Source organism: Streptococcus equinus (genome assembly GCF_049393735.1).
Taxonomy (GTDB): domain Bacteria; phylum Bacillota; class Bacilli; order Lactobacillales; family Streptococcaceae; genus Streptococcus; species Streptococcus equinus_G.
The window spans coordinates 804692-821527 of sequence record NZ_CP185946.1 but is presented as its reverse complement, the minus strand read 5'-3'; the positions used below and the strand labels follow the sequence as shown (position 1 = coordinate 821527).

Annotated in this window: 13 protein-coding genes, 3 tRNA genes and 1 other RNA gene; 6 read left to right on the top strand and 11 right to left on the bottom strand. The window is 37.3% G+C overall.

The window, feature by feature from the left end; translation table 11 throughout:
* Positions 1-236: 236 nt before the first annotated feature.
* The 3 genes from pyk to ACNTMY_RS04115 all read right to left on the bottom strand — a co-directional run bounded on the left by pyk (position 237) and on the right by ACNTMY_RS04115 (position 6033).
* Positions 237-1739, bottom strand: coding sequence for a pyruvate kinase (pyk, locus tag ACNTMY_RS04125; protein ID WP_423214585.1), 1503 nt, complete (start codon positions 1737-1739; stop codon positions 237-239).
* Positions 1740-1818: 79 nt separating this feature from the next.
* Positions 1819-2835, bottom strand: coding sequence for a 6-phosphofructokinase (gene pfkA / locus ACNTMY_RS04120; protein ID WP_039690839.1), 1017 nt, complete (start codon positions 2833-2835; stop codon positions 1819-1821).
* 90 nt (positions 2836-2925) lie between these two features.
* Positions 2926-6033, bottom strand: a complete 3108-nt coding sequence (locus ACNTMY_RS04115) for a DNA polymerase III subunit alpha (protein ID WP_423216753.1) — start codon at positions 6031-6033, stop codon at positions 2926-2928.
* Positions 6034-6216: 183 nt separating this feature from the next.
* Here ACNTMY_RS04115 and ACNTMY_RS04110 point away from each other — a divergent pair, with 183 nt between their 5' ends.
* From ACNTMY_RS04110 to ACNTMY_RS04100, 3 genes are read left to right on the top strand one after another with little or no spacing between them, the layout of a single operon-like run.
* Positions 6217-6585: a GntR family transcriptional regulator gene (locus ACNTMY_RS04110; RefSeq protein WP_423216752.1), complete on the top strand. Its 369-nt coding sequence runs from the start codon at positions 6217-6219 to the stop codon at positions 6583-6585.
* 1 nt (position 6586) lies between these two features.
* Positions 6587-7285: an ABC transporter ATP-binding protein gene (locus tag ACNTMY_RS04105; RefSeq protein ID WP_423216751.1), complete on the top strand. Its 699-nt coding sequence runs from the start codon at positions 6587-6589 to the stop codon at positions 7283-7285.
* Positions 7286-7293: 8 nt separating this feature from the next.
* Positions 7294-8061 (top strand): ABC transporter permease, encoded by a 768-nt coding sequence (locus tag ACNTMY_RS04100; RefSeq protein ID WP_423216750.1) that lies wholly within the window; start codon positions 7294-7296, stop codon positions 8059-8061.
* Between the two features lie 236 nt (positions 8062-8297).
* Here ACNTMY_RS04100 and ssrA read toward each other — a convergent pair.
* Positions 8298-8648, bottom strand: a transfer-messenger RNA (tmRNA) gene (ssrA, locus tag ACNTMY_RS04095).
* Between the two features lie 176 nt (positions 8649-8824).
* On the opposite strand from ssrA, the gene ACNTMY_RS04090 reads away from it, so the two are divergent.
* The 3 genes from ACNTMY_RS04090 to ACNTMY_RS04080 all read left to right on the top strand — a co-directional run bounded on the left by ACNTMY_RS04090 (position 8825) and on the right by ACNTMY_RS04080 (position 10642).
* On the top strand, positions 8825-9439 hold the full coding sequence (locus ACNTMY_RS04090; protein ID WP_423216749.1) for a TVP38/TMEM64 family protein: 615 nt from the start codon (positions 8825-8827) through the stop codon (positions 9437-9439).
* Positions 9440-9573: 134 nt separating this feature from the next.
* Positions 9574-9954: a CidA/LrgA family protein gene (locus tag ACNTMY_RS04085; protein ID WP_074628757.1), complete on the top strand. Its 381-nt coding sequence runs from the start codon at positions 9574-9576 to the stop codon at positions 9952-9954.
* The gene (locus ACNTMY_RS04080) at positions 9947-10642 is read left to right on the top strand and encodes an LrgB family protein (RefSeq protein ID WP_423216748.1); all 696 of its coding nucleotides are present in this window, start codon (positions 9947-9949) and stop codon (positions 10640-10642) included. The genes ACNTMY_RS04085 and ACNTMY_RS04080 overlap by 8 nt, the downstream gene beginning before the upstream one ends.
* Before the next feature lie 192 nt (positions 10643-10834).
* On the opposite strand, the gene ACNTMY_RS04075 is transcribed toward ACNTMY_RS04080, so the two are convergent.
* From ACNTMY_RS04075 to parC, 7 genes are all read right to left on the bottom strand, one after another.
* Positions 10835-10906, bottom strand: a tRNA-Arg gene (locus tag ACNTMY_RS04075).
* A gap of 71 nt (positions 10907-10977) precedes the next feature.
* Positions 10978-12174, bottom strand: a complete 1197-nt coding sequence (rpsA, locus tag ACNTMY_RS04070) for a 30S ribosomal protein S1 (RefSeq protein WP_423216747.1) — start codon at positions 12172-12174, stop codon at positions 10978-10980.
* A 127-nt stretch (positions 12175-12301) separates the two neighbouring features.
* A tRNA-Gln gene (locus tag ACNTMY_RS04065) sits at positions 12302-12373 on the bottom strand.
* Between the two features lie 40 nt (positions 12374-12413).
* Positions 12414-12494, bottom strand: a tRNA-Tyr gene (locus tag ACNTMY_RS04060).
* Positions 12495-12555: 61 nt separating this feature from the next.
* On the bottom strand, positions 12556-12786 hold the full coding sequence (locus ACNTMY_RS04055) for a DUF2969 domain-containing protein (RefSeq protein WP_423216746.1): 231 nt from the start codon (positions 12784-12786) through the stop codon (positions 12556-12558).
* Positions 12787-12850: 64 nt separating this feature from the next.
* Positions 12851-13873 (bottom strand): branched-chain amino acid aminotransferase, encoded by a 1023-nt coding sequence (locus ACNTMY_RS04050; RefSeq protein ID WP_423216745.1) that lies wholly within the window; start codon positions 13871-13873, stop codon positions 12851-12853.
* 434 nt (positions 13874-14307) lie between these two features.
* Entirely contained in the window at positions 14308-16767 is a 2460-nt protein-coding gene (gene parC, locus ACNTMY_RS04045; protein WP_423216744.1) for a DNA topoisomerase IV subunit A, read from the bottom strand.
* Positions 16768-16836: the final 69 nt, after the last annotated feature.

Below are 16836 nucleotides of genomic sequence, written 5' to 3'. Positions count from 1 at the left end.
TGAATTTTAACACAGAGCTAAACCGAAATTATGTAGAACTCTTTTGCCCCTTTTGTGCCCCTTGCTACTATTTTGGCATAAAAAAAGCCCTATCAAACAGGCTGTAAAGCTTGATATGATAGGACTCCTTATTTTCGTCGTAGACTGCTGGATGCTCTTCGTTCAAAGAACTGTGACCATCCTAGCATTCCTGACGGGGGTGCGTCAACGAAATCAAAGATTTCTGACTTACCACCTTATTTTACAGTGCGGATACGCATTGTGTTTGTACCACCTGAACCAACAGGAACACCAGCGACGATAACGATGTTATCACCTGATTGAACCAATCCAGATTCAAGAGCAGCTTTTTCAGCAACTTCAAACATGTCATCAGTTGATGCAGGTTTTTCAGTTACAACTGGAATAACACCCCAGTTAATCATCAATGATTTTTGAGTTTTTTCGTCAAATGTTACAGCCAAGATGTCAGCATCTGGACGGTATTTAGAGATAAGACGAGCAGTGTTACCAGATTCAGTAAGAGCTACTACAAGTTTGATATCCATTGAGCTTGTAGCATCTTTAACTGCTGAAGCTACAACTTCTGTTTTAGAAGTACGAGCGAATGATGATGAATCAAGACGTCCGTATTCGTTAAGAAGAGTTTGAGCGTTTTTATCGATTGTAGCCATCGCACGAACAGCTTCAACTGGGTATTTACCGTTTGCAGATTCACCAGAAAGCATTGTTGCGTCAGTACCATCGATAACAGCGTTGAACACGTCAGATACTTCTGAACGAGTTGCACGTGGTTTTTCAGTCATTGATTCAAGCATGTTTGTTGCTGTGATAACTGCTTTACCAGCTGCGTTAACTTTAGTGATGATCATTTTTTGGTAAACTGGAACCATTTCAAATGGAACTTCGATACCCATGTCACCACGAGCGATCATGATACCATCAGCAGCTTCGATGATTTCGTCAATGTTTTCGATACCTTGTTGGTTTTCGATTTTAGCGAACAAACGAACGTGTCCGTTACCAGTTTCTTCACAGATTGCACGAACTTCTTCAACGTCTTTTGCAGTACGTACGAATGAGATAGCGATGAAGTTAAGACCTTGTTCAAGACCAAAACGGATATCAGCGTTATCACGTTCAGCAAGAGCTGGGAATGGGATTTTAGTGTAAGGAATGTTTACACCTTTTTGTTTAGCGATAATACCATCGTTTTCAACTTCAACAACAAATTCACGAGTTGCGTCATCTTTAGCTACAACGCGAAGACCAAGTTTACCATCGTCAACAAGGACTTGTTTACCAACTTCAACGTCGTCAAAGATGTCAAGACCACCAGCAACGTTCAAAGCGATAACTTCACGAGTTGATTTGATACCTTGTTTAGTAGCAACGCGGATTTGTTCACCAGTTTTGTATGAATATTCTTTAGCTTCGCCTTCAAAAAGTTCTGTACGGATTTCAGGACCTTTAGTATCAAGAAGGAAACCAACTTTTTGACCAGCGATTTCTTCTGCACGACGAACTGTAGCCATACGAGCACCTTGTTCTGCGTGGTCACCGTGTGAGAAGTTGAAACGGAAGACGTTTGCACCTTCTTTAATCAATTGAGCGATTTTTTGTGCTGATGCTTCAACATCAAGGCTTTCACCCCAATATCCGTCTTCACCGAATTTTTTACCACCGCGGAGTTCTACCGCAGGACCAAGTGTTGCAACGATTTTTACGCGTTTATTCATGATAATATGAAACTCCCTTTATTTTTAAGCCGAATGAACGACTATTAATAACAATAATTTTTAATCTATAAATACTATACTATAAATGAGCGATGTCTCGATTCAATTTAGCGAAGTCAAGACGTGCTTTGTGTGGCATGTTGACGATAATGCTACCATCTTCTGCCAATGAGAATAGAGCACCTTCTTCTTTTGTACCAAGAATTGGGCTTTCTACTAATTCTTCGTTGTGGATACCAACGGCAAGTCCACCACGACCTTGTTGAAGCAATTCAACAGCGTGAGCACCCATCCAAGAAGCGAGAACACGATCACGAGGTGATGGTGCACCACCACGAAGGATGTGACCAAGGTTTGTTGCACGAAGGTCGCTAGTATCACCAGCTTCTTTCATCAACTCTGCAAATTTTTCTGCATGCATTACACCTTCAGCAAGAACGATAAGGTGACGTTCTTTACCTTTGTTTTCGTAACCATCTTTAACTTTTGCAACAACTTCGTTGATATCATATTCTTCTTCAGGAATGATGATTTGGTCAGCACCAGAAGCAATACCTGCCCAAAGAGCGATATCACCAGCGTTACGTCCCATTACTTCAACAACGAAAGTACGTTTGTGACTGTAAGATGTATCACGGATTTTGTCAAGAGCTTCCATAGCTGTGTTAACAGCTGTGTCAAACCCTAGTGTGTAATCTGTACCAGCGATATCGTTATCGATTGTACCTGGGATACCAACTGCTGGGAATCCGTGTTCTGTCAAGCGCATAGCGCCGTGATAAGAACCGTCACCACCGATAACAACGACACCTTCGATGCCGTGTTTTTTAAGTTGTTCGATACCAGCAAGTTGTCCTTCAAGAGTTGCAAACTCAGGGTAACGAGCTGATTGAAGGAACGTACCACCACGAGACAAAATGTTTGAAACACTTTGAGCGTCCAATGGGAAAATGTCGCCATCGACCATACCAGCATAACCGCGGTTGATTCCGAAGACTTCCATTCCTTCTTTAATTGCTTTACGAACAACTGCACGAACAGCAGCATTCATACCAGGAGCGTCGCCGCCACTAGTCAAAACAGCAATACGTTTCATTTTGCTAATACTCCTTTTATTAATCTAACGTTCTTATTATAGCACATTACTTTGTAAAATGCTTTACTTTATTTTATTTTTACTAAAAAATTATTGATAAATCGTTTTCAGTGTATATGGTTCTAATGCCTGTGCTAATTCAGCGTCCTTGCGAACTAGATGCTTTTGACTCTGCAATGTCTGTTTACTATCCTGATAGTGCAAAATGACGGGAATATTACCAGGAAACTGAGATAAAATTTGCGATATTTCTGTGTCGTGTAAATGATTTTCTACCAGCAACCATAAACGTTCACTGCTTGCTTCTTGAACACGGTTCAATATCATTTGCAATCTGTCATTACGCTTTTGGATTTTACCAGTCAAATAATAAAATCTACCTTCTTGGAGCTTATCTTTATAGTGGGCAAATACTTCTGGGAACAGTGTAACATCAAATTTTTTCTTAGTATCAGAAACATTTAAAAACGCCATTTGTTCCCCTTTAGTTTTTGTTCGAATCACACGAATTTGGCTCAACTCAACAAGAATTGTTGCCTCAGTATTTTCATGCACATCAGCTAGAGTAGTAAATGGAATTGATGATTTTTTGGCAATCTCCAAAAGGGGATGCGGGCTGATACCAACACCAAGCAGTCCTTGTTCTTGACGATACTTCTCTGCACTTGGAAAATCTTCTACTTCAATCCAATTGTAAGAAGCTTCTGCAAATAAACTTCCTAGCTCATTTACAAACATAGATAATGGTTCTAAATTTTCAATAATCTTACGACGATTGTTTTCAAAAATATCAAAGGCACCAATTTCAATCAATGGAATGACAAACTCTTTTTTCTGATAGTTCTCAGGTAGCCGAGTTAAAAAGTCTTCAATACTTGAAAATGGACGATTTTCAATAATCCAATAACACATGTCACGTGGAACACCTTTAAGATTCTTCAATCCAAGGTAAATACGTCCATCTGAAATCTTGTCATTATACGGAACAGTATTTATATCAATCTTATTGACATTAAACTCTGATTCAAGCGCATCAGTTATATAGTCTGCACTTGAATAATTGAGCATGACATCATAAAAGACCGCAGGATAGTGAGCCTTAAAGTAGGCAAGTTGGAAAGCTAATGCTGAGTAGGCAAAGGCATGACTTCTATTGAATCCATACCCAGCAAATTTTGCCATACGAGAAAATAAATCTTTTGCGACATCAAGCGGACGACCTAGAGCTTGTGCCCCCTCTAAAAATTCACTTTCCATTTTTTTCATGTCTTCAACTTTTTTCTTAGACATAGCACGACGCAACAAATCCGCTTTTCCGAGAGTAAAGCCAGCATATACCTGAGCAATCTGCATAACTTGTTCCTGATATAGCATAATGCCGTAAGTTGGCTCTAAGATTTGAGCAACTAGCGGATCAATCAAATCAACTGCTTCTTTTCCAAAACGTCGTTTAATAAAATTCTCAGTATAATCACTAGCACCTGGACGATTTAAACTCGTAGTTGCAACAATATCTTCAAATTTACGTGGTTTAATACGTTTTAGCAAATTGATTGCCCCAGCTTGCTCAAACTGAAAGATTCCTTTTGTTCTTCCAGCTGCAAAAAGAGCAAGTGTCTTCTCATCCTCTAAATCAATGGATTTAATGTCAATATTAGCACCATAATCTTTTGCTACTTTTTCTTGCATTCGTTGAACAAAGGTAAGATTACGTAAGCCCAAGAAGTCCATTTTAAGAAGACCATTAGCCTCAACTGCAGAAGCATCATACTGAGTTATCATCATATCCTCACCAGCTTTTAGTGGAATATGTTCTGTCAGATTGTCATCGCTCATAACGACACCGGCTGCGTGGATAGAAGTTTGACGTGGGTTACCTTCAATTCGCTTAGCAATCGCAAACGCTTTTTGGTACTCAATTTTTGAATTAATAATCTGACGGAAAGAAAGATTTTTTTCATAAACTGTCGTCAAATTATCTCTAAAGCTGATTTTTTTAGTAATATTAGTCAGTTCGTGTTCAGGCGCTCCAAAACGTTTAAAAACATCACGGATAGACTGCTTGGCACCAAATGTCGAAAAAGTCACAATCTGAGCTGAGTGAAGACTTCCATAACGATTGCGCACATAATGAAGGAATTCACTACGATAAACGTCTGGTAGGTCAATATCAATATCCGGCATACTATAACGTTCTTCGTTTAGGAAACGTTCAAAAAGCAAGTTATTTTTAACTGGATCAATCCCTGTAATATCAAGAGCGTAAGAAACTAAACTTCCTGCTGCAGAACCACGTCCCATTCCCATATAATAGCCACGACTACGACCAAAACGCAATAAATCCCAAACAATTAAGAAATAGTCGTCAAATCCCATTTTGTGAATGACAGATAACTCTTTTGATAATCGTTCTTGATACTCTGGTAGCCAAAGTCCTTTTTCTTTAAGTCCTGATTGAGTCAACTCGACTAACTCTTCTTGAGCAGGCTTTTGACGGTTAAACCTTGGCAATTTCAACTCACTATTAAAATCGTACTGAATAGTAGAAACAAGCTCTTCAAGATTTTTTAATGCCTTTGGAAATCTCTGTTCAAAAGCCTGTGTTAGAATATCACAAGCTACCAAATGTTGGTTTTGTGGTGCTAACGGAGCATCCTTTAAACTAACATTATCTCGAATGGCATGTAGCATATGCAGCGTTTCTACTTCGTTAGTATTGAAATACCGAACTGTGTGTAAAGGAAGAATTGGTTTATTATATTCTCTTTGCTCAGAATGAACATTGACACCAATATAATATTCAAATGGTATGCTAATACTTTCTAAATCCTCAAAATAAGGAATGACAACTGCTAGCCCTTGCAAATAATCATTTAAATCTTCAAGTTGAATTCCTGTTGTCATTTGACGACTGGATACCTTCATCAAGTTTTTATAACCTTGAGTATCACGCGCAATCAAATAGAACGTCATTGAAAGATTTTCTTGAACATCAAGAGTCAATTCTAGACCTAGAATTGGACGCAGTCCCTGCTGTTTAGCTATTTCAATAAAATGAAAGGCGGCATAGAGATTATCTTTGTCCATAATCCCAACAGTTTGGTAGCCTAATACTTTTGCTTCTTTAACATAGCCTTCTAAGTCAATTAAACTGTCCATAAAAGAATAGACTGTCTTGGTGTCTAATTGGGCAAACATAAGGTGCTCTCCTTTCCTCGATTTACTTCTTCTATCCTATTATACACTAAAAATGAAAGCATATTTGTGATTTAGTCCAAATCATTGTTGAGAGCTTCTGATTCCTTGACATTTCAAACTTATTTTTGTACCATGAATGTAGTACAAGACTTCTTTAATTTTAATATAGAAAGGGGTTATCGTATGTCCTGGAAATTTGATGAAAAATCACCTATTTATGTCCAAATTGCACAGCACATTAAAATGCAAATTATTAGCCAAGAAATAAAAAGCGGTGATCAACTCCCAACAGTTCGCGAATTAGCTGAAGAAGCTGGCGTCAATCCCAACACTATGCAACGTGCCTTTTCAGAGTTAGAACGCGAAGGAATGGTTTACTCCCAACGAACTTCTGGGCGTTTTGTTACCGATGATAAAGACTTGATTATGCAAAAACGTCGTGAAGTTGCTGAAGCAGAACTTCAATCATTTGTTAATAACATGCAAAAAATGGGATATAATATCGACGACATTGTGACTGTATTAGAATCGTATATTAAGGAGATAAAATAGGATGAGTCAATTACTCCAACTACATCATGTTACTAAAAAATATAAAAAACATGTAGCTGTTGATGATGTGACCCTTAGTTTACCTGCTGGAAAAATTATTGGGTTACTTGGACCAAACGGAAGCGGAAAGACTACGCTTATTAAGCTAATTAACGGGCTTCTTCACCCAACAAGTGGAGAAATCGTTGTTGACGGCTACCGTCCTTCTGCTGATACTAAAAAAATTATTTCATACCTACCTGACACTTCATATCTCAGAGATGATATGAAAATCAAAGATGCATTAACTTTTTTCGAAGATTTTTATGAAGATTTTTCTCGTGAAAAAGCCGAACATCTTTTAAAAGATTTAAATCTTAATCCTGAGGATATTCTTAAAAACTTATCAAAAGGGAACAAGGAAAAAGTCCAATTAATTTTAGTCATGAGCCGCCAAGCAAAACTATATATTCTCGATGAACCAATTGGCGGGGTTGATCCTGCTGCTCGTGATTATATTTTGCGCACTATCATCAATAATTATTGCGAAGATGCCTCTGTCATTATTTCAACGCACTTAATCTCAGAAATTGAACCAATTCTTGATGAGATTATTTTCCTAAAAGACGGTAAAATCATTTTACAAGGCAATACTGATGATATTCGTGAAGAACACGGAAAATCTATCGATTCTCTTTTCCGTGAAACTTACAAAGCTTAGGGGGAGTTATGTTTTCAAAACTTTTAAAATATGAACTAAAATCCGTTGGTAAGTGGTATTTTGCTCTTAATGCTTCAATCATTGCTATGTCATTCTTCCTTGGCTTCAGTATTAAATCTCTAACAAACTTTGCTGAAGAACATTCAAACATTAGCTCCAATAACTTTGCACAATTAATTCCAATCATTTTAGCTTTGATTTTTGGAGTGCTAGTTGCAAGTGCTTGTATTGCTACTGTAGTTATCATCGTTAGACGTTTCTATAAAAATCTCTTTGGTCGAGAAGGTTATCTCACTCTGACATTACCTGTATCAACACACCAAATCATTTTATCTAAACTTGTCGCATCAGGGATTTGGACTGCTTTTAATCTCTTGATTGTGCTGATTGGTATTACAATACTAATCCTACCAATTTCTGGATTAGGACATTTCTTAGCAATACTCCCACAAATTGGAAAAATGCTCACACTTAAAGATTGGTTCTTGCTACTTCTTCTTGAAATTACATCAGTACTATCTGGAATATTGATGATTTATCTAGCTATTTCAATCGGACAGCTGTTCGCTAACAAACGAGGTTTAGTGGCTTTTATCTCATACTGTGTTCTAAGCATTATTTTAATTATTATTTCTGAACTAACTAGTGGACAATTGATTGATAACAATTTAAGCTGGGACTTACTTCCATTATCAATTGTTGAAAATCTCATTGAAGGCATTATCTTCTACCTTGCTACCCACTACTTACTAAAAAACAAAATTAATATTCAATAATAAAAACTCCCTACCAATTGGTAAGGGAGTTTTTAAGAATTTTGATACGCAAAAATAACTACCGATCATTGATGATATTGGGAAACAATTTTCTGATTATATAGATTTTTGATAAAGAGACCTGTTTTTGGGTCTCTTTTTGTGTTTCTCTAAAAGGCAAAACTAAGCAAAACGTAAAAATAAAAAACGTTGATATATCAACGTTTTGCGTAACTTTGCTAAACTATGAAAAGCTTTTATGGAGCCGGTGGGAGTCGAACCCACGTCCAAACACCTGCCAATACATTCGTCTACAACCATAGGTTATGTCTTTATTTTAACTCAAGCTCGATACATAACTCAAACCTAGATTAAGCGAGCCTATAAATCTCTTTTTGACTAGCTAGGCAATAGTCAAACGTAGCTTGTTAATCAATGAAACCTCTAGCAAAACACAAGCAATCCTGTAGAGATCACGCGAGCTGGTTTTTAGGCAGCTACAGCGTAAGAATTTGTATTTTTTGCAGTTATATTTAACTGGCATTTTTACATCTGCCGATGAGTCGCAGAATGTACCTCATAATGCCTGTCGAATCCGTAACGACCCCAGAAATTATAAAGTAATCAAAAGCTACGAAAATTATTATAGCAAATAATATGCAAAATAGCAAAAAATAATTTTGAAATAGATTGTTATACAGCTATAAGCTAGTATTTTTGTTCAAAAATCTTCATTTTACAGTTTGTATTTCAAAAAAATAACGTCTTATGTTATCATAAAAATATGAAAATGAAGAAGTTTGACAGCTATGCTTTTTGCCAGCGACTGATTCAATTCCTAGGTATCCTAGCATTATTAGGAACCTTTGCCTTAGTTATCTGGTTCTACCACTTAGGAATTTTAAATGACAGTAATACCCTTAAAGATTTCGTCAACCAACACCGATTCTGCGGCCCCTTGGTTTTTATTTTGGTGCAAATTTTTCAAGTTGTTTTCCCGGTTATTCCAGGTGGAGTTACAACCGTAGCTGGATTTTTAATTTTTAACCCTGTTTTAGCATTCATTTATAACTACCTTGGAATCGTTATTGGTAGTATCATACTTTTCCTTCTCGTTAGACAATACGGTCGAAGATTCATTCTACTGTTTATTGACGAAAAAACATTTTACAAGTATGAAGAAAAACTCGATACACAAAATTACGAAAATTTCTTTATCCTTTGTATGTTATCGCCGGTCTCTCCAGCAGATATTGTCGTTATGATTACTGGTCTTTCGAGAATTTCTCTGAAGCGTTTCATCTTAATTATCTTACTTACAAAACCCATTTCAATTATCTCATATAGCTACATTTGGATTTTTGGAGGGAACGTCCTAAAATTGATATTAAATCATTAAGACTGAGTTTAACTCAGTTTTTTTATGTTAAAAAAAGATGACATTTGTAATTTTTCAAAAAATTTACATGTAAACGTTTCATAGTCTTGAAAAAAATATCTATAGTAGTAGACTTATAACGAAGGAGTTTACTAATGAAATTATACGTTCAATTTATGATTATTCTCATCTTTTCATTTATAGGAGAGGCGATTTCTAATTTACTCAATTTGCCTGTTCCTGGTAGCATTATTGGATTAGTGCTACTTTTTCTTGCTCTCGAATTCAAAATCATTCGTCTGAGGCATATTGATATAGTCGGAAATTTTCTGCTCAATAATATGACAATCCTATTTTTACCAGCGGCCGTTGGTATTATGGACAGATTTAATGATATCAAAGATTATCTGCTTCCAATCACCATTATCATCCTAGTAGCAATCTTTTTAAACGTCGCTACAATCGGTTTTGTTGTGCAATTCATCAAAACACGTTTTGAAGGAGATTATGTCGATAAAGGAGGACACCATGACTAATATTCTATCTAATCCAATCTTTGGTATCATGTTATCGATTCTAGCCTATCTAATAGGAATGTTGATTTACCGAAGATTTCCACACCCTATTACTACCCCTTTACTTCTTGCAACATTTTTCATTATTGCATTTTTAAAAATCACAAAAATTTCATACTCAGACTATTATGTCGGAGGAAGTTATCTAAATACACTTATCGTTCCATCGACGGTTGCACTTGGTATTCCACTCTATCGCTCATTTCATTTAATGAAACACCATATTAGAAGTATTCTATCTGGAATTCTAATTGCCTGTGTGGTAAATACTACTTTTACAGCAATCGTTGCTAAAAGTTTTGGTATTAAATATTTGCTAGCTATTTCATTATTCCCTAAATCAGTTACAACTGCTATGGCAGTCGGTATTACTGATAAAATGGGAGGAATTACAACTGTAACTCTAGTTGTTGTTGTTATCACAGGAATTTTAACCAGTGTACTTGGCCCAGTATTCTTAAAACTTTTAAAAATTGAAGATCCGGTCGCCATCGGACTCAGTCTTGGTGGAACAGGCCACGCTATCGGTACTGGAACAGCTCTGAAATATGGCCTAGTTGAAGGTGCTATGGCAGGTCTTGCTATTGGTGTTACCGGAATTATGTATGTTATCGTTAGCCCAATTATCGCACAAATTATCTTAAAATAATGTATTAAGCAGTCTAATAATTATAGACTGCTTTTTTACGCCCTAATCACTACAGAATAGCTTTTTAAAGCACTTTTTACATTTTATCCTGATAAACCACTACTTCCTCATAAAAACAGCTACAAGGCAATTAGAATCGATTTTATCGCAAAGAAAAAAGCCAGAAATGGCTTTCTTTTTACACTCAATAACTCCACCCTAAGGGAATCGAACCCCTATTTCAAGAACCGGAATCTTGCGTGATATCCATTACACTAAGGGTGGCAACTATTCTATTATACCATATCAAAACAAAAAGAAAAGACTTACAATGTAAGTCTTTTCATGATTTATAATTACAATTCAATATCGCCGAATAGGTCAGCCATTGAGAATCCAGTTTGAGTTTCTGGAAGTTCGTAATCACGTTTAGCTTCACGTTTTGGACGACGTGGACGAGATTGACGTTTTTCTTCGTTTTCAGCTTGTGCTGGACGTTCTTCAAGAGCTTTGATTGAAAGTGATACACGTTCTGCATCAGCGTTAACATCAAGAACTTTAACTTTAACTTCTTGACCAACTGAAAGAACATCTTTAGGATTTTCAACACGTTTGTGTGAAATTTGTGAGATGTGAACAAGTCCATCGATACCAGGCAATACTTCAACGAAAGCACCGAAGTCAGTCAAACGTTTAACTTTACCTTCAACAACATCGCCAGCAGCAAGTTTTTGTTCTACACCATCCCATGGTCCAGGTGTTGTAGCTTTAAGTGAAAGTGATACGCGACCAGCTTCTTCATCGATTGCAAGAACTTTAACTTCGATTTCTTCACCAACAGAAACAACTGATTTAGGTGAAACGTTACGTTCGTGAGACAATTCAGTCACGTGAACAAGTCCATCAACACCACCAAGGTCAACGAAAGCACCGAAGCTTGTCAAACGAGCAACTTTACCTTTAACGATTGAACCTTCTTCAAGTTTAGAGAAGACTTCTTTACGAGCTGCAGCAGCTTTTTCTTCAACTACTTCACGACGTGAAAGGATGAAGCGGTTTTCAGCTGGAACAACTTCTTTGATTTTAGCTTCAAATTCTTGACCAACAAATTTTTCAGTATTACGTACGAAACGTGTATCGATCATTGAAGCAGGGATGAAACCACGAAGTCCTTCAAATTCAACTGAAAGACCACCTTTAACAGCACGTGTACCTTTAACAGTAACAACTTCGCCTTCGCGACCAACAAGTTTATCCCAAGCTTTGCGAGCTTCCAAGCGTTTTTTAGAGACAAGGAAAGTAACTGTATCAGTATCTTTACCTACAACTTGACGAAGAACAAGAACTTCAACTGTGTCGCCAGTTTTAACGAAATCGTTAATATCAGCATCACGATCGTTAGTCAATTCACGAAGTGTAAGAACACCTTCAACACCTGTTCCTTCGATAACAACGTTTGCTTGATCATTATCAACAGTTAAAACTTCCGCAGTGACAACATCACCAGGGTTTACTTCGCTAACACTGTTTAGCAAATCTTCAAATTCATTCATTCTAAAAAATCCTCCAACAAAAGCTAGCTTAAGCTAGCTTTTGACAACAATAATATTTCTCAAGGTAACCCGCAACGACAACAACTTTTATCTTTGACGGTGTCAAGCCGAAACTCGATACCTTTGACTGGGGTAGCTGGATTCGAACCAACGCATGAGGGAGTCAAAGTCCCTTGCCTTACCGCTTGGCTATACCCCAAAAAAGAATGTTCAATTAATCTAAGAATTAAATCTTAGAATGGAAGGGGAGGGATTCGAACCCCCGAACCCGAAGGAGCGGATTTACAGTCCGCCGCGTTTAGCCTCTTCGCTACCCTTCCGTTACGACAAAAACTATTCTAGCATAGTTTTTGTTCTCTGACAAGTACTTTTCGCGATTTTTTAGCGATTTAAGTTGTAATTTTCAATAATACTTTCAATTGCTTGCTCTAATGTCTTGAAAAGTGACTCAACTTCACCATTTTTTACAACTGCAAACTTGTTGTCAAGCTCAGCAATTTCACCGATAACTTTTTTACCGGCAGCCAAGTTGTAACCATCAACATTAGCGTTGTTAATAGCAACTTTTGCATCAGCAAGTTGAATTTCGATTTTTTTATCTTTTTTGCTCATTTTTCCACCTCACGCTATATTTTACCGAAAAACAAAAAAGCTTGCAAGAGCAAGCTTTAAAATATTAGTCAACTTTGTAAATCCATCCTTCAGGTGCTTCCACATCACCGAATTGAATGCCTACAAGTTCATCGTACAATTTACGTGTCACTGGTCCTACTTCTGTTTCACTATAGAAAACATGGAAATCATCACCATGTTGGACACCACCAATTGGTGAAATGACTGCTGCTGTACCGCAGGCACCTGCTTCGACAAATTTATCCAATTCATCAAGTTTAACGTCACCTTGAATAGCTTTCATGCCAAAACGATGTTCAGCCAAATAAAGAAGTGAATATTTTGTAATTGATGGCAAAATAGAAGGACTAAGCGGTGTGATAAATTCATTATCTTTTGTAATACCAAAGAAGTTTGCTGAACCGACTTCCTCGATCTTAGTATGTGTCGCTGGGTCTAAGTAAATGACATCAGAAAATTTACGTTCATGAGCCATCTTACCTGGAAGAAGACTTGAGGCGTAGTTACCACCAACCTTAGCAGCTCCTGTTCCATGTGGCGCAGCGCGGTCAAATTCATCTTGAATCAAGAAGTTTGTTGGAACCAAGCCACCTTTGAAGTAATTTCCAACAGGCATTGCAAAAATCGTGAAAATATATTCGTCTGCTGGGTGAACACCAATGATGTCACCAACACCAATCAAAAGAGGACGTAGATAAAGTGTCGCACCTGTTCCGTAAGGTGGAACAAATTCTTCATTAGCACGAACGACTTGTTTTGCAGCATCAATAAATTTGTCTGTTGGTACTTGTGGCATCAAAAGGCGATCTGCTGTACGTTGCAAGCGTTCTGCGTTCATATTTGGACGGAACAATTGAACAGAGCCATCTTTTGTACGATAAGCTTTCAACCCTTCAAAAGCTTGTTGTCCATAATGCAAAGCTGGTGAAGCTTCTGAAATATGGAGCATTGAATCTTCTGTTAATTTTCCTTCATCCCATTTACCGTCTTTGTAATATGAAATATAACGAAATGGTAATTTGCGATAGGCAAAGCCTAGATTTTCCCAGTCTAAATCTACTGTCATAACGATTCCTCTTTCTTTATTTTTATCCTATTGTACGCTTTTTAAAACTTTTTTCAAGTACTTTTTCACAAAATTCTGAAAATTTATTCAAAAAGAATGAGACAAATAAAGTCTCGGCTAGAGACTTTATTCATGAATCTCAAAACTGGAAAGCGAACCTGTAGTTTCGTAGAAAAGAGATTGATTGCTCAAATAATTAAGAATTATTTGAGGTTGGAAATCTAGCCTGCAAAGCAAGTATCAAAAAGTACCTAATCAATTGTACATGGGAAACTCTAAGTTGGCTAAAGTTGGTAACCGCTGTTTTACTATTTCTTGACAGCAACCTTCGACAATCTATTCCCAGATTGTTGAAGTCCAAACCACTGCATTTTGCTTATTACAGCTACATAGAAAAAGAAGCTGAAAACTTTTGTCTCAGCCTCTTCTTGTAACTATTTAATTCTTGCGCTAAAGACACCTTCATCAGAAATTTTATCTGAGATGAACGAACCATTACTTGTACGTTCTGAAAGTGTCAAATCCTCCAAGATAGCATTGTAAATATTGCCTTTGTTTGAATAAACTTCTAAGGTTTCAATCTTATCAGAGTCGAGTGGCTCAACGCTGAATAAATCAATATTTTGCACGTCATTTGAAGCATGTACTGCTCCTGCCATAAAGACGCGGTGTGGTTTAGATTTAAGCTCACGAAGCACTTGCAAACCACGGTTAGCGCGACTTGTAGCAGGAATCAACTCAGTTGACATACGTTTTAAGCTACCACGCTGTGTCAAAATAAAGAAACTTTCTGTGTTGGCGATGAAAGTTGACACAACAAAGTCATCATCCTTAAGGTTGATAGATTTGACCCCTGCAGCTTTTGCACCAACAACTGGCACTTCATCAATATTGAAATGAAGTGCATAACCATTGTGCGTAATCACCATAACATCATCAAGTGCAATTGGTGAAATTGTCACAATCATGTCCTCATCATTCTTCAACTTAGCATATTTAACCGCTTTTGATTTGTAAGTACGCCAAGGCGAGATTTCCTTGCGTTCAAAGCGTTTGATTTGACCTAGTTTTGTTGCAGCAAAATAAGTTTGTGGTCCAAACTCATCAACGATTTCTGCATAAAGAACACACTCATCCGTTGCAAAATTAGTAATTGTTTGTGATAAGTGTTCACCAATATCTTTCCAACGAATATCTGTCAACTCATGAACTGGACGATAAATCACATTTCCAAGATTTGTGAAAATCAGCAAATGCTGTGTCGTCTTAGCTTGAGAGACAAAAATTAGCTCATCATCATCACGTTTACCAATTTCTTCAACTGTAGAAGCATTAAATGAACGTGGACTTGTACGTTTGATGTAACCACCTTTTGTCACGCTGACAAACGTGTCTTCTTCCACAATCAAGCTTGTAACATCAATTTCGATTGTTTCAGCTTCTGCTTGCAATTCTGTTAAACGTGGGTTGGCAAATTTTTTCTTAACTTCACGTAACTCACGTTTCATGACGTTATACATGGTACGCTCGTCACCGATAATAGCTTTAAGCATAGTAATACGTTCACGAAGTTCTGCTTCTTCGTTTTCAAGCGCAACAATATCAGTATTTGACAAACGATACAATTGCAAGGTAACAATTGCTTCTGCTTGCTCTTCTGAAAAATCGTAGCTGACTTTTAGGTTTTCCTTAGCATCAGCTTTATTTTCAGACGCACGAATAAGCGCAATAACATCGTCAAGAATCGAAATCACACGAATCAAACCTTCGACAATGTGAAGACGTTTTTCAGTTTTTTCTTTATCAAATTTTGAACGTGCAATGATAATTTCTTTACGGTGTGCAACGTAACTTGTCAACATCGGAATAATACCAACTTGACGCGGTGTGTAGTTATCAATGGCAACCATATTGAAATTATAGTTAACTTGCAAGTCAGTATATTTCAAAAGATAGTTGAGAATAGTTTGTTCGTCAGCATCTTTTTTAAGTTCAATAGCAATGCGAAGACCATCACGGTCTGATTCGTCACGAACTTCCGCAATGCCAGGAACTTTATTGTTCACACGAACATCATCAATCTTCTTAACAAGTACTGCTTTATTGACTTCGTAAGGAATTTCTGTGACAACAATTTGTTTTTTGCCACCACGGAGAGTCTCAATATCAGTACGTGAACGAACAACAACACGTCCTTTACCAGTTTCGTAAGCCTTACGAATACCATCCTTACCTTGGATAATCGCCCCAGTAGGGAAATCTGGCCCAGGCAAGAATTCCATCAATTTATCTAATTTGGCATTTGGATGGTCGATAAGGTAAACAACCGCATCAATCACTTCAGCCAAGTTGTGTGGCGGAATATCAGTTGCATATCCAGCTGAAATACCTGTTGCACCATTAACCAAAAGGTTTGGAAAGGCAGCTGGCAAAACAGTTGGTTCTTTTTCGGTATCATCAAAGTTCCAAGCAAATGGAACAGTATTTTTATCAATATCGTGAAGTAAGTAGCCAGCAATCTCTGACAAACGTGCTTCAGTGTAACGCATGGCTGCCGGTGGATCACCGTCCATAGAACCATTGTTACCATGCATTTCAATCAAGGTTTCACGATTTTTCCAATCCTGACTCATGCGCACCATAGCGTCATAAATAGATGAATCACCGTGTGGGTGGAAATTACCCATAACGTTACCGACAGATTTTGCCGATTTACGGAAACCTTTATCAAAAGTATTGCCGTCCTTATTCATCGAATAAAGGATACGACGTTGAACAGGCTTCAAACCATCACGAATATCTGGCAAAGCCCGCTCTTGAATAATATATTTGGAGTATCGTCCAAAACGATCCCCCATAATGTCTTCAAGAGACATATTTTGTACATTTGACATGTTTCTTATCCTTTTTATCACAAATAAATAATTAAACTTGAGTCGCTTTGTCTAAAATACGCTTTACAT